12 protein-coding genes are annotated in these 13,769 nt (G+C 53.1%); 8 read left to right on the top strand and 4 right to left on the bottom strand.

Annotated elements, in window-relative coordinates:
• Positions 1 to 87 precede the first annotated feature (87 nt).
• Positions 88 to 678 carry a CRTAC1 family protein gene (locus tag ACSPJT_RS15445; RefSeq protein ID WP_435893460.1) on the top strand — a complete coding sequence of 197 codons (591 nt, stop codon included), beginning with the start codon at positions 88 to 90 and terminating at the stop codon, positions 676 to 678.
• Positions 679 to 749: 71 nt separating this feature from the next.
• Positions 750 to 1,376 (top strand): PEP-CTERM sorting domain-containing protein, encoded by a 627-nt coding sequence (locus tag ACSPJT_RS15450; protein WP_435893461.1) that lies wholly within the window; start codon positions 750 to 752, stop codon positions 1,374 to 1,376.
• Positions 1,377 to 1,460: 84 nt separating this feature from the next.
• Here the strand turns inward: ACSPJT_RS15450 and ACSPJT_RS15455 are convergent, their stop codons facing one another.
• Positions 1,461 to 3,254, bottom strand: coding sequence for a hypothetical protein (locus ACSPJT_RS15455; protein WP_435893462.1), 1,794 nt, complete (start codon positions 3,252 to 3,254; stop codon positions 1,461 to 1,463).
• Positions 3,255 to 3,387: 133 nt separating this feature from the next.
• Entirely contained in the window at positions 3,388 to 4,014 is a 627-nt protein-coding gene (locus ACSPJT_RS15460; RefSeq protein ID WP_435893463.1) for a peroxiredoxin, read from the bottom strand.
• 111 nt (positions 4,015 to 4,125) lie between these two features.
• Here ACSPJT_RS15460 and ACSPJT_RS15465 point away from each other — a divergent pair, with 111 nt between their 5' ends.
• The 3 genes from ACSPJT_RS15465 (at position 4,126) to ACSPJT_RS15475 (ending at position 6,856) form a co-directional block, all read left to right on the top strand.
• Complete coding sequence (locus ACSPJT_RS15465) at positions 4,126 to 4,668, top strand: hypothetical protein (RefSeq protein WP_435893464.1); 543 nt, start codon at positions 4,126 to 4,128, stop codon at positions 4,666 to 4,668.
• A 272-nt stretch (positions 4,669 to 4,940) separates the two neighbouring features.
• The gene (locus ACSPJT_RS15470; RefSeq protein WP_435893465.1) at positions 4,941 to 5,621 is read left to right on the top strand and encodes a PEP-CTERM sorting domain-containing protein; all 681 of its coding nucleotides are present in this window, start codon (positions 4,941 to 4,943) and stop codon (positions 5,619 to 5,621) included.
• A gap of 353 nt (positions 5,622 to 5,974) precedes the next feature.
• Entirely contained in the window at positions 5,975 to 6,856 is an 882-nt protein-coding gene (locus ACSPJT_RS15475) for a PEP-CTERM sorting domain-containing protein (protein ID WP_435893466.1), read from the top strand.
• A 123-nt stretch (positions 6,857 to 6,979) separates the two neighbouring features.
• On the opposite strand, the gene lysS is transcribed toward ACSPJT_RS15475, so the two are convergent.
• Positions 6,980 to 8,467, bottom strand: coding sequence for a lysine--tRNA ligase (gene lysS, locus ACSPJT_RS15480; protein ID WP_435893467.1), 1,488 nt, complete (start codon positions 8,465 to 8,467; stop codon positions 6,980 to 6,982).
• A 94-nt stretch (positions 8,468 to 8,561) separates the two neighbouring features.
• Here lysS and ACSPJT_RS15485 point away from each other — a divergent pair, with 94 nt between their 5' ends.
• Positions 8,562 to 9,173, top strand: a complete 612-nt coding sequence (locus tag ACSPJT_RS15485) for a thioredoxin-like domain-containing protein (RefSeq protein WP_435893468.1) — start codon at positions 8,562 to 8,564, stop codon at positions 9,171 to 9,173.
• On the opposite strand, the gene ACSPJT_RS15490 is transcribed toward ACSPJT_RS15485, so the two are convergent.
• A complete protein-coding gene (locus ACSPJT_RS15490; RefSeq protein ID WP_435893469.1) occupies positions 9,170 to 11,992 on the bottom strand; it encodes a Calx-beta domain-containing protein in 2,823 nt (940 codons plus the stop codon). The genes ACSPJT_RS15485 and ACSPJT_RS15490 overlap by 4 nt on opposite strands.
• Before the next feature lie 138 nt (positions 11,993 to 12,130).
• Here ACSPJT_RS15490 and ACSPJT_RS15495 point away from each other — a divergent pair, with 138 nt between their 5' ends.
• Both ACSPJT_RS15495 and cyoE read left to right on the top strand, forming a co-directional pair.
• Positions 12,131 to 12,817: a TrkA C-terminal domain-containing protein gene (locus ACSPJT_RS15495; protein ID WP_435893470.1), complete on the top strand. Its 687-nt coding sequence runs from the start codon at positions 12,131 to 12,133 to the stop codon at positions 12,815 to 12,817.
• Between the two features lie 24 nt (positions 12,818 to 12,841).
• Positions 12,842 to 13,759, top strand: a complete 918-nt coding sequence (gene cyoE, locus ACSPJT_RS15500; protein ID WP_435893471.1) for a heme o synthase — start codon at positions 12,842 to 12,844, stop codon at positions 13,757 to 13,759.
• Positions 13,760 to 13,769 lie beyond the last annotated feature (10 nt).

Consider the following 13,769-nt stretch of genomic DNA (forward strand, 5'->3'; position numbering starts at 1 on the left):
GTGCGCTCGGATCAACAGAAAGACGCGGGCTTCAGGAGTTCGTCACAATGGTTTCACCGGCGAGGTGTGGGCGGAGCCGTGACCAATGTGATCCGTAATCCGGAGGGCGCGGATCATGTGTGGACGGCATTTTCACACAGTGGCAATGAACGGAATCGCCTGTTCTTAAATCGGAATGGTTCAGCATTTTCCAATATTTCCGGTGTCAGTGGTTTGGACACTAACAAAGACGGCAGATCGTTTGTGATCTGGGATTTCAACAAGGACGGCAGGCCGGACATTGCGCTCGTCAATGCCAACCGACCTCTGCTGAATTTCTTTGAAAACAAAACCATGGTCACGGAGCCCGAGAACCAATTCATCGCAGTCCGACTGATCGGAGCCAATCACTCGGCACAGGCATCACCGGGGAAATCCAATCGCGACGGTATTGGCTCGCGCCTCTCGATCGACACGGGTGAGCAGAAATTGCTGCGTGCGCTGTCGGCCGGTGAGGGCTTTGCCAGCCAAAATGGCAAAACTATGCTCGTTGGCATCGGCAAAGCAAGTCAGGCACTAACTGTCGAAATCATCTGGCCCTCAGGGAAACGGCAACTGGTGAAGGACGTTGCTGCAGGATCGCTGGTGATCTGTGATGAATCCAACGGCAAGGCAACGATCGGTGTCTACGGGCAGTGATCCACGATTTTCCTTGGTAATCAGGCTGTTATTGCTTAGAGTTCACAAAGTATAACAACCGCACTTTTAACATGAAAATCCGCCGATCCATTTTTCTACCAGCTTTCTGCGCAGTCGCCATGACTGCCACCACGGCACACGCCGCTAATGTCATCGTGGATGGTGGCTTTGAAGGGACGTTGACCACTGATGGTCCTCCATTCGTCGGATTTTGGGAGGGGTTCTCTGCTAGCAACGCAACATCGGAATTCGGAACCACCAATCCACGCAGCGGCAGCCAGCACTTGGAGCTACGTATGAACGGCTTTGTCAATGAGTTTTCTGGCGTGCTTCAGGATATTGTGGTCAGCCCAGGCGCCGAAGTGACCTACTCAGGTTGGCATTTGGAAATGGGCACTGGAGGATCGATTGAAATCAGAATTGAATGGCGGGACTCTGTCGGCAATACGGAGATTGCACGCACCCCTAATTTGACATCTACGCCCGGGCCTGATTACGAGATGTTCTCGCTGACGGAGACCGTGCCAGCGGGGGCTGATACTGCTCGGATAGTTTATGCATCCCAGAGCTTTGGAGGCGCAAGCGATGCTGTGGTTTTTGTCGACGACCTGACAGTTAATGTGGTTCCGGAACCCAGCAGCACAGCTATTTTCTCACTAGGAATCGTATCGCTGTTACTGCGTCGCCGCCGGGCATGATTTAAACCTAACAAAAAGCTCGCGCGCTCACCGGGAGCGGTAGCTTGCGGTGATTATGGCAGCTGTGGTTCCGGAGAGCTGCGGTTACGGGTCGGGTGGATAGATCTGGCTCAAGGGGGTGAGCCGGTAAAAATTACGCGGGCCGGTCACGCTGAATTCATCGAGTACCGCTTGGGTTCCGGAGGATGGCATGAAATCGGCCCTTGTTGTCCATGGGGGCAGTAGGTTGGTACTCTGCTGGAGACGGTAGCTACGTCCCAGCATCGGCTGGAACGACACCGTCACACCGACGTCCAAAAACAATTCGACGTTGAGTTCGGGTAGTGGCCAAGGGGAACAACGTGATACGAAGGCGTCCTCACCGGTGGTCGAAACGAGCGAGAGTGACTCGTCACACACCGCCGTGATATTGCCGGTGAATGCGCCCACCGCAGAGGCGTTGTTATCGATCACATCGAAACCGCGCGATGGCCGCCACTGGGTGGGGGCAGCAACATCGTTGACGATCGAGGCACCCCCGCCACCAAAGCGCCGCACCATGATATGGTCCTGACCGCTTGAGATCCCCCACAGGAAACCGTCGCCTTGGTCAGCCGTGAAACTCTCGCTGGAAACGCCCGTGGTGGAAAAATAATTGAACTCGCTGAACCCGAATGTAATGCCTCCCGCAATGGCGAATTGCTCGGATCCTTCGATATAAAGGGATGTGAGTGTAGGGCTCAGCCCTCTCATGGTGTGCAGGAATCCGGAGTATTCCAGAGGGCTGCCATGGGCCGAAACGCGACCAAAAAAACAGCCTTGGGATGAGCCGATTGATCGCCAATTGTTGGGGTTTTCACCAAACCCAATCGCCTGTGAAAAATCGCCACCGATCCATACAGTAGGAGTTCCCAGTGCGTTATAGGACCACTCCACGGCATTGACCACGGCACTCGCAGGACAATGCAAGGGACTTGCGGCGACCAAGGATAGATCATCTTGGTTAAAAGTGGCGACATATCCATCGCTGCCGCTGCCGGTCGAAGTCTCGTTATGAACTCCAGATCCCGGATCAAAATCAACAGTGCCTGAAAAACTGCCCACCACGTGAATCCAATCGTCCGCGTGCTGGAAGGTAACGTCCATTGCCACGTCAGTCCCGCTACCACCCAAGCGGAATCGGTTCGACGATGCTCCAGTGCTAGTCAGGAGGGTGACAAAAATATCCGTGCTGCCGGCGTTGGAAAAGAGGGACACTGGGGACCCTGTAAGGCTGTCAAAGGTAGCCTCGCCGCTGAAGTGCCCCACCACGGCGAAGGATTCCGTGCTGAATCTTCTCACACTGTGCACTGCTTGTGGAATGATGGCTTCCGTGCAACGGAAATGGGAGTGTGATGCAAGTGAGGGCGTGGACCCCGATGTATTTAGCCTGAACACAAAACCGTCCAGACTACTGCCAGTGGAGGTGATCACTGGATCCGATGCACCGGTGCCGAAGCGGATCTGCCCAGTGAACGAGCCACAAACCACAATGTTATCGCTTGTGGTTAGACAAAGTCCGGTCGCGTTATGCACACCACTTCCACTCCCCACGCAATGAAAGACCCAGCGGAGTTCTCCTGCGGCATTGTAAGCAGCCACGTAGAGGTCCCGGCCTGTGCCCGAGGCGGTGCGGTTCACGGTGACACCCGGCTGTGGAGCAAAATCCACCGTGCCTGAGAATGTGCCTGCCACGTAACTGTTGCCAACGCTGTCCACCACGACATCATTGGCGGTCTGGTTTCCGCTGGCGGAGAGGGCGAAAAAGGTATCGTCAGCAATCACTGACATCTGGCAAAGCCAGAAACTGAGGAAGCAAAGCAGCGCATGATGCTTCCCGTGAAATAGATGTTTTTTCATACATAACCCATACATAATCAGTAATATGAGGTCAATGTAATTGCGGTGGACGGCCGCCGCCAGGCAAGATGATCCAATAAAAAACCCGCTGCGCCACGAATGACGAGCGGGTTGAGTGATTGGTTAGGCTGACTTACTTGGAAAGGTAGCCGGAAACACCTTCGTGGGTGGCGGACATGGCGTCGTCGCCTTTTTGCCAGTCCATCGGGCAGACTTCGCCGTGTTGCTCGAAGTGCTGCAGGGCGTCGATCACGCGCAGGCACTCTTTGACAGAGCGGCCGAGTGGCATGTTGTTGACCACCTGGTGCTGGACGATGCCGGCTTTGTCGATGAGGAACAGACCGCGGTAGGCGACCATTTCACCTTCGACAGCGAGGTTGCCGTCTTCGTCCTCGGTGTATTCACCGGCGAGCACGTCGTAGGCGTTAGAGATGGTTTTGTTAGTGTCGGCTACCAGCGGGTAGTTGACACCTTGGATGCCGCCTTTGCTCTTGGGAGTCTGGAGCCAGGCCCAGTGGGAGAACTCAGTGTCAGTGGAGCAGCCGACGACTTGCACGTTGCGGCTCTCGAACTCTTTGATTTCCTCCTGGAAACGGTGCAGTTCGGTCGGGCAGACGAAGGTGAAATCTTTTGGGTAGAAGAAGAGCACGACGTATTTCTCACCGATGTATTGGTCGAGGCTGAAGTGTTCGAGCATGGTTTCTCCTTTGACGGCTTTGGCAGTAAAGGACGGGGCTGGTTTTCCTACGAGTACGGACATTTTGAATAGTGAATTTAGAATGTTGAATAGTGAATAAGGCGGGGGCTACATAGGGGAGGATCGGCTGGAATCAAGTGGTTTTTTCTTCTGAAAATAAGAAAGTTGTTCACAATGAACGAGATGGATGGGAAGAAAGCGAGGCGTGGGAAAGGTCTGAAGATCACGGCGGTATTGCTCTTGCTGTTAGGAGCTGTGGGCTACGGCTATTTCCGCTATCAGCATCCTTACGGTTCATCGCATCACTGTAGTAAGATGTTTCCACTTTTCTTCCATGAGTATGCTGAGGATCACGATGGAAATTATCCTTCAGCCGGAGGGGAGGCGGCCTCGCTGGCCCTGTTGGTTGACTACGGTATGCCGGTGAAGTTTTTGGCCGGCAAATCCGTCTCTCCATCCGACACGGAAAAATACTACGCCCAACACGGCACTCTGAGCGATGAGGTCTGCGGCTGGCATTACGTGGAAGGTTTGAAAAATACCGATCCGTCAGAACTGGCAATCATGTGGCCGAAAGTCCCGCTCGGCCACAACGGAGAACGTCTCAAGCGACCCGCCTACGAGGTCATCTTCATCGATGGCAGCATTCGTTATATCGAAGTGACCAAGTGGCAAGGCTTCCTCGCTGATCAGGAGCGATTACGAACATCTCGTTAAAACGGTCGGGCAACTGTGGCAGAGCTCATCAGGTAACTCGAGTTGGTGTGCCGCTAGTCTCGCTGCGATGAAGTTCCCGAAGTCGGTCGCAGGCTGCCCTCGATGAAAATATCTTCGAGTCGTTTCCGCGCTTTCAACATTGAAAGTAAGGGAGCCTCGGAGGCTTTATCTATAGGGGATATTTTATTTCGTTGAGTAAGTAGTTTCTGTCTGTAGAATGATATTTCTCACCTCAAGTTCTGAGGTTCTACGCATCAAATCAATTTTAAATCATGAAAACAATTAATACACTAGCTTGCTTATCAGTGCTCGCGGCATCTTCAGCCAATGCGGCATTGGTCGATTTTACAGTCAACAATGCTACTCAAAATGGTGTGGCCAATATCGTGCCTCTGAATGACGTGGATTTGGGAAGCGGAATTACAGCGGATATATCTGTCACAGCATCGGGAGACCTAGACAGTCACAACGCTGGTCTTGGAAGTGGCACCCAGTTGGGGGGAGGTGAATCGCTTACGTTCACATTTAGTGATATCCAAGGGTTAGGTTTAGGAGAGTCGGTATTCTTTCAGATTAATAGTTATCTTTCTACGGATGGATCCGTGGGTGGATACGTATTCAATTCCCCCAATGCGAATCTTTTCACTTCATTTGACATCACTGTTGATGGTGGAGCCACTATTGTTGGCACAGTAGATGAGAATATTGCGACTACAGTATCAGGTTTTGACCTCAATTTCTCCACTGCAGCAGCTGTGGATACTCAAGAATATGAACTCTTTTCTCCTGTGTCATTCAATACCAGTTTCACGGTTGCAAATAATGTGACGCAAAATGGTGACAATTACTACGTCCAAGGATTCGATATTGAGGCCGTCGTTGTACCAGAACCTTCATCCATGGCTCTCTTAGGGCTCGGTGCGCTTGGTGTATTGCTCAGACGCCGTCGTTAGTATCCTGTCTATTTCCAGGAAGCTGTGTCATGTCTAACATGACACAGCTTCTTTTTTTGTGAGTATCCAGTAGGGCATACTGATTAGGGGGGGCACGTTCCCTGTGGGCTAGGCAGAGAGAACCACTATCAGACAGCGAGGCGAAGATCCGCCGCCACTAGTCCTTCTTCTTCATAAGAGGGAAGAGCACCACTCCGTGAGTGCTCGGAGGGACGCTTTGCGTGCTGATGAGGCCGGTATAAGGTGTAAAAGGGATACTGTTATGTCAGATTCCCGAGGGTTCTATCTAGACAGTAAGTTTTCACGGCTTATAATATGCGTCCATTTCATTTGATGCATTAATTACGATAATAATGAACATTAAGACACTACTACCAGTTGGAGGTCTCGCATTGATGGCTGGGGTCACCCCCCTGTCTGCAGCGCTGACTACGTATTTCGACCATGATTTTCAGAACGGCACTAACGGTCCGCTCAGTGGTGCAGGCGCACTTGGGACTCCAGCCGTCGGCACAATTGCAGCGAGCGGAGGCCATGTAGGCGAGAATGTTTATACCAGTGGTAACAATGGAAGCAACAATGCCATTACTACTGTCAATGGATCCTTCAATGACACGGGGACTCCAGCTGGAAATTTTCTCACCACCACAATGTCCTCGGCAATCGATCTCTCCGCAGGTGCGGTAAGCGTCGATTTTTCTTTGGGTATTTTCGGCACGAACAATGCGAATGAATTCAAACTTGTTCACGTCATTGGCTACTCCAGTTCAAACACTGAAGTTTTTCAGATTACCATGCGTGCTGGAAGTGGGAATGGTTCACGTGCTGTCTTTGCCCGGCAAACTGGCGAAGATGATACCGAATTTGCCGCAGGCAGCTTCTCTTCAATCGAGGGCACTAGAATTCTCAATGGCATTGACGATAGTATCATTTCTACAGATACAACTATGGCACCCGATGATTTAGTCGATGTCAGCCTTACTCTCAATGGCAGCACTTGGGATGCAAGCGCAGCAAGCGGTTCGGGCGATACGCCAGCCACTGGGCTCGCCATTGACGGTGGAGCGACGGACCTGTCTTACATTCAATTCTTCACCTCCCACAACAGTTCCGTAAACGGTCAAAACAAGGGTGTTTGGGTGGATAATATTCTCGTAACTCAAGTCCCTGAGCCATCCTCCGCCGCTTTGTTCGGTCTGGGTGGAATAGCTCTGATCCTTCGTCGTAAAAAGTAATCATTCAGCGTTCAAAAACGTTTCATGACGGAAGAACTTCGGTTCTTCCGTTTTTTATGTCCCGGTCTTTGACCGACGACAGAGTCCTACGCGAATTCCTATTGCTAGCCACTGAGGGTCGACTCAGTCCTTCTTCTTGAGAAGAGGGAAGAGAACCACGTCACGAATCGTCGGGGCGCCGGTGAGCATCATTATCAGGCGATCGATGCCAATGCCGATGCCGCCTGCGGGTGGCATGCCGTTCTCGAGGGTCTCGATGAAGTCGTGATCGATCTTCTGCTCTTCCTCGCCACCGGCCTGGTGTTCGAGGCGCTGGCGCTGGACGTCAGGATCGTTAAGCTCGGAGTAGCCGGGGGAAATTTCCTGACCGTTGATGATGAGCTCGTAAACCTCGACGGTTTCCTTCCCCTTCTCGCCGCCGGGGGTGACTTTGGCCAATGGGATGAGCTCGGAGGCGACGCGGGTGACAAAGCACGGATCGAAGGTGTGTTCCTCGACTTTCTTTTCGAAAACTTGCTGGACGACCTCGTAGTCCTCCATGCCATCGGAGATCTGCACGCCGAGTTCATCGCACTTGGCGCGGCGGGCTTCCGGGGTGATGTCGAAGAAATCGTCACCGGCGACCTCTTTGATGAGATCGTGGTAATTGGCGCGTTTCCACGGGCGCTGGAGGTTGATGGTGCGGATGACGTTGCCTTCCTCGTCCTTGTGTTCGATTTCCAGACCGCCGCAGAATTTCTCCGCGAGGTGGCAGGTCATTTCTTCCACCATGTTCGCCATGGTTTCAAAATCAGCAAAGGCTTCATAGGCCTCGAGCATGGTGAACTCAGGGTTGTGACGACGGCTAATGCCCTCGTTGCGGAAGTTGCGGTTGAGTTCGAAAACTTTGGTGAAGCCTCCGACTAACAGACGCTTGAGGAACAGCTCCGGAGCGATGCGCAGGGTGAGGTCCATGCCGAGTGCGTTGTGGTAGGTTTCAAAAGGACGGGCAGCAGCACCACCGGCCACGCTTTGCAGCATGGGGGTTTCTACTTCGAGATAGCCGCGGGTGTGCAGGAAGCTGCGGATCTCAGCGATCATTTGTGAGCGCGTGAGGAAGACTTTGGCACTGTCCTCATTTGACATGAGGTCGAGGTGGCGCTTGCGGTATTTGATCTCGCGGTCGGCCACGCCGTGCCACTTGTCGGGCATCGGACGCAGAGATTTGCTGAGCACGGTGAGTTTTTCCACCTTCACAGACGGCTCGCCTTTTCCGGTGGTGAAGGTTTCGCCCTCGACGCCAATCCAATCGCCAAGGTCTAACAATTTATAAGCCGCCCAGTCGGTTTCGCTGACGCCTTTTTGGTTGAGGTAAATCTGGATACGACCTTCGACGTCGCCGAGGGTGGCGAAGACGGATTTGCCCATGTCGCGGATGGCGGTGAGGCGACCGGCGATGGTGACCGGTTTCTCGTCAGCGAAGTCAGCCTTGAGGGCACCGGGTGTGGTGGTGGTCTCGAATTTGCCGCCGAAGGGGTCGATTCCCAGCTCGCGGAGCTTGGCGAGTTTGTCGCGGCGAATTGTGATCAATTCTGCTTCGGTGGATTGTGGCGTGTCATTCTGGTCGCTCATGGGGCGCGGAGCATAGGAGGGAAAAACCAGAATTCAAGAGCGGAAACAGCGGATTCGAGATTGCATTTCCTCAGCTTGAGCCGAGGTTTGGCGCATGATTTTCCGTGTATTGATGGCCATGTTCATGCTGGGGCAGCTGCATGCCACTCCCTTGGCCAAGTTCCATATGTTCCGGCTTGAGGATGGAAAAAAAAAGGTGGTGCAGGCACTGAAACCGGAGACCCGCTATGTGGCATATTACTTTTCTGCCTCGTGGTGTGGCCCTTGCAGAACGACCACGCCTTCGTTGGTGGCCGAGTATGATCGGATGACGGCGCAGGACAAACTGACGGTGGAAATTGTGCTGGTAGGCTCTGACCGATCCGAAAAGGACGTGATCAGATACATGGAGAACTACCAAATGCGCTGGCCTGCACTCGAGTGGGAGTCCATCCCAGACGCCAACCCATACGCGCCGGAAGGCATTCCCCATCTCGCCATCGTGGATCTGAAAACTGGTGAAGTCATTTCGAAGGGCACAGGGCCATCAGGCGTGGAGGCGGTGGTCATGCGGATGCGCGAGTTCTCCGGAGTAAACGAAGATAAGCCGTTCAAGGCCGGAAGTTTCGCCGACCGTTACGGTTTACTAATCGCGGTGGTTCTATCGTGCCTAGCCATTTTCCTGTTTCAGAAAAGGCGCCATGTTAGACAGACAAAAGCCGATTAAGAGCCGGGTGAGATTTTCAGGCGCATGAATTTCTGGTCCGCAGCGGGACTGCTGTTTTGCTTGGCGTCAAAGGTGCTGCCATTGTTGCTTAGGATTGATCGCCCCGTGGTAGTCCAGCCTGTTAGGTTGTCGGACACCTCTGCGTCATAAATCACATCCGTGATGCCCACAGGTTTGGTGAATGTTAGGCGTAGCAGTTGGTCGGTATCCAGCTGAACCGCGGGAAGCAGGTGGGAGTCGTTCGCCAAGGGGGAGAGCCCTGTGGCATACTCCAGGCCATTGGCGGCTGTGTCATCATCGGCATCCCAGATGAATCTCCCGGCAGTCACCATTCCATGGTTCGCGGTCCATCCGGCGTATCCGCCTAACACAATTTCATCGATCCAAGCAGCATCACTACCCTCGCTCTCTGAGAAATCTTTGGCATAGATCCAAGACAGCGTGTTCAGACCTGGGCTGAGATTGAAGGTATACTGGTTCCAGCCGGTGAAACCCGATTGGCTAAACAGAATATCACCATTACGGACGAAGTGGAGGAAATCGTAATCTTCCTCGGAACTGACACGAGCCCAGAAACTGATGGTTCCTGGTCCGTTCACGCTCATCGTAAACTCCGTCACACTGTCATGGCTAATGTTGCCGCTTTTCAAGGCATCAGCGCCATCGTGTGTGACCGTGGTCTGTCGCTGCCAAGAGACGCCTCCCATCGAGAACTCGACTCCGCGATACTCGACTTCCGTAGCGGTAAGCGTAGTAGCACCATTCCCCACATTGACCGTCACCGTTTGAGAATCCGAGCCGGCAGGATTGGTGGCAACCACGGTATAACTATGTATTCCTGTGGTAGTGGGAACCCAGCGCACTTGCCCGGTTTCTCCATCGATAGTCATGCCAACAGGGTGCCCTGCTCTTAACGAGAACTTGGCAGGTAGGTTGGTGGTATTTAATCGATAGCTAAAGACCGCATCGCGATATCCCACCACTGAATTCAGGCCGCTTAACACAGGAGCTGCGTAATCGTCTGTTAGGATTTTTCCCGTTACTTCCGGAGTGCGTATCACAAGCCCGGATGGGTTGCTAAGAACCAGTGAAAATTGCTCGTCGTCCTCGATGTCGGTGTCGCCAGTGATGGGGACCGTGACCGTTTTTTGAGATTCCCCTGGAAGGAATGTGACTGTGCCGCTGGTCGCGTTATAGTCGCTGCCACTTGTGGCACTGTCATCGACAGTTGTGTAAAGCACACTAACGCTGTTAGTTGTAGTTCCAATCAGAGTTAAAGTGAAGGTCATGTTCGCCGACCCGCTGTCACCTTCAGAGATCTCTGCATCAGTTACACTAACAGCTGGAGCCTGGGAGATTCCGTCCAGTGTTACGGCTCCAGAATTCAGCGGATCCAGCCAGTTACTGAGTCGGGTGGAGTTCGTGCCGTTGCCAATCCATGAAACGGCTAGTTTGCCGTAATCATCCTCGAGGTCGTTGCCACATTCTGCACTACCTCCTTCGAGCTGGCCGATGATCCGACCGTTGGCATCGAACAGCGGGGAGCCAGAGGAACCACCTTCCGTTGTTCCATAGTCCCAGTCGTTCACCCTCCAATAATTTCCTATACCGCTCACGCTGTCAGTATCCACGCTGATACGTTTTTCTGCCACGGCCGGATGGTGAATGCCCACAGTCATGGTGGGAGCGCTGTTAGAACGGTCCCAGCCGCTGTAGAAAACATCATATTCCAAGGGGATTGGGTCATCGAGCTCTACCAAACGGAAGTCCGAGTTTTCATTGCCAGCCCGATAAATGCAGCCGGATGAAAATTGGGCCAAGCTTCCGTTTCCTACTCCAGCACTCGCCGCAGAGTTTCTTGCGCGACAGGTGCTGTTCTGAAAGTTGAAATAGAACACAGCGGATGCGGCATTGGATGGAGTGATTTCACAGTGATCGGCTGTTAGGAAATACGGTTTCTTGTCGTTGGATGTGTTATTGATCAGCGCGCCGGAGCATGTGTCCACTCCCTGAAGCGTATAGGCTGCAACCGAGCGAACCTGATTCTGATAATAGTCTAGGATTGGGCCCAGGGTTTCCGTCACATTGGGATCGTTGCTGCGGCAGACGGCATCGATGTTGCAAAAGCCTGATACATCACCTCCGATTTTCGCGTCACTGCTTTTGAGGAAGTTGCGTGACATCACCGACCTGAAACCGTGATTGATCGAAGTCAGTCGGAGTGCGAGTTGTTCGCGTTTTCCAGCTGGCAAAGAAACGGAAACAACCATCTGCTCGCCTCGGAGTAGGGGTGTCCAGAGTTCCCCATGGGATTCGTTGTCCTCATGGGTGAAGGCGCGATATGGGCTGGCTTTGCTTGGTTCGTGCAGAGTCAGTTCACCTCCGACAGGCATCCGATATTCCTTGAAGCCGAGATTCAAAGAGGTCGCCCCCGGTGAGTGAACCGTGAGTTGCCAAACCTCACGGTCTCCGATTTTCTCCCATCGGCCGGAGTTGTTAGGGTTCAAGTTGGCGTGGATGGCCTTGGCAAATCGATATTTGCGTTTGCGGTGTTCTAGCTGTTTCGCCTCGCGCAGTAATTCTTCATGGTCGAGCTCTGGCGTGGTGATAAGAACTGGCAATGAAGCATGATGATCAGGCTGAGAACTGTGCGCGGCTGCTGTGGATGTTCCCCTTTTAGAGATTGAAGGCTCAGTAACATGCTGGATAGAGGGCGTTGATGTGTGGTGCTCGTCCTGTGGCCAACTCAGCCAAGCGGTTAAGACGCAGAGGGTGGTGATGAGGTAAGCTGTGGTTTTTTTGAACGAGCGATGAGTCATGAAGCTGAGAGTTAGACCGCTGGGGCGTGAGGAACGTAGCACACATGCCACAGTGGTCAGCCAGAAAACACCATAGATCAGTGGAGCGAGATTACATTTGAGAATTGGTTTTTGTGAAGGGGTGATTATGAATGATACATGGGTTCGTTACTCGCACTTCTGATCATCGTTCTGGCCTCGTTGTTAATCGTCCGCATTGGCACGAACGCGTTGATATTAACGGGTATGTCATTGTCGGCGTCTCGCTTCCAAGCCGCATCGGCATTTTTTGGAGTGGGATTCACCACCAGTGAATCAGAGATGGTGGTGGGGCATGAAGTAAGGAGGAAAATCATTCTCCATCTGATCATTGCGGGCAACATCGGACTGACCTCAGCCATGGCCACTCTGATCATTACTTTCATTGATAGCGGAGGGGAGGGGATGAAACATCTTTTTGGAATGTTGGGTCTCATCGTCGCAGGCATCGCGGTGCTCTATGTGTTTTCTCTAACCGATATCGTCAAAAAGCCACTCGATGCACTCATGAAATATTCTCTGGAGCGCGCGGGCGTGGTGCGGGCGATGGATTACGAGCTGTTGCTTAACGTAGAGGACGGTTTCTGCATCTCTGATTTTCGGATCCGCGAAGGTCATCCTCTGGCGGATAAGGCCCTATCTGAGTCGCGTCCCAGCCAAAGTGGCATTGTGGTTCTGGCGGTAAGGAAACAGAGCGGAGAATTCGTTGGCGCGCCTGACAAAGATCAAATCATCCGCGTTAATGACGTGGTGATGATCTATGGAAGTGAAGATTCAGTGGACAAAATGGTTCATCCAGAGCAGTAAGGGCGAGCTTTCCCCGATCCTTCCATGGCACGAGTAAAAAAAGACAAGGCTCCGAACTTACGCGGTGATCTGGCCACCCTTACCAAGGTCAGGCTGAACACCTTTGTGGTGATCACCACGCTGTTTGGCTACCTCTTGGCGAGCCGCTATTTCTATGGTGTATGGCTCAACGACGGCTGGTTGCTGTGGCACACGATTCTGGGCACAGCCTGTACGGCCTTTGGCTCGGCTGCCTTCAATCAATTGATGGAAATCGAGGAGGACGCGCGCATGAAACGTACGGCTGACCGTCCGCTTCCCGCCCGCCGAATGATGCCGGTCAATGCCTTTGGCATCGGTTGGGGGCTTTCTGCCTTTGGAATCATCCACCTGGCGCTGAAGGTGAACGCCGCCTCTGCCTACTTGGCCGCCACCGCGCTGGGGGTTTATGTTTTTCTCTACACTCCCTTGAAACGACGGAGCTCTACCAACACGCTAATGGGCGCGATCCCTGGTGCCATTCCTCCGATGATCGGCTGGGCCGCAGTGGCCACGGCTGCGGGTGGGAGCTGGACCGATGGCCAGAGCTGGTATCTTTTCGCCCTGCTGTTTCTTTGGCAGATGCCGCACTTTGTGGCCATCAGTTGGCTTTGCCGTGAGGAGTATGAAGAGGCCGGCTACTGCATGTGGACTAATGGCGATGCGTCTGGAAAAAAGACCTCGAATATCGCAGCAGGCTTTACCATCTTGCTCACCGCTCTAGCTCCGCTGGCTTTGGTGCTAGGCTATGCCAACCTCGTGTGGGTGATCGGTGGAACTTTGGCCGGTGTGATCATGCTTTGGCTCTGTTGGAAATTCCGCGGAGCAGGCGACCGCACATCAGCTCGTAAACTCTTCTTTTACACGCTGATTTACCTCCCCGTGGCACTCGGCCTGTTGGCTATCGGCTGGAAACAAGCTTGAGATTAGCTTT

The sequence above is a fragment of the Oceaniferula spumae genome (assembly GCF_042849255.1).
Lineage (GTDB): Bacteria > Verrucomicrobiota > Verrucomicrobiia > Verrucomicrobiales > Akkermansiaceae > Oceaniferula > Oceaniferula spumae.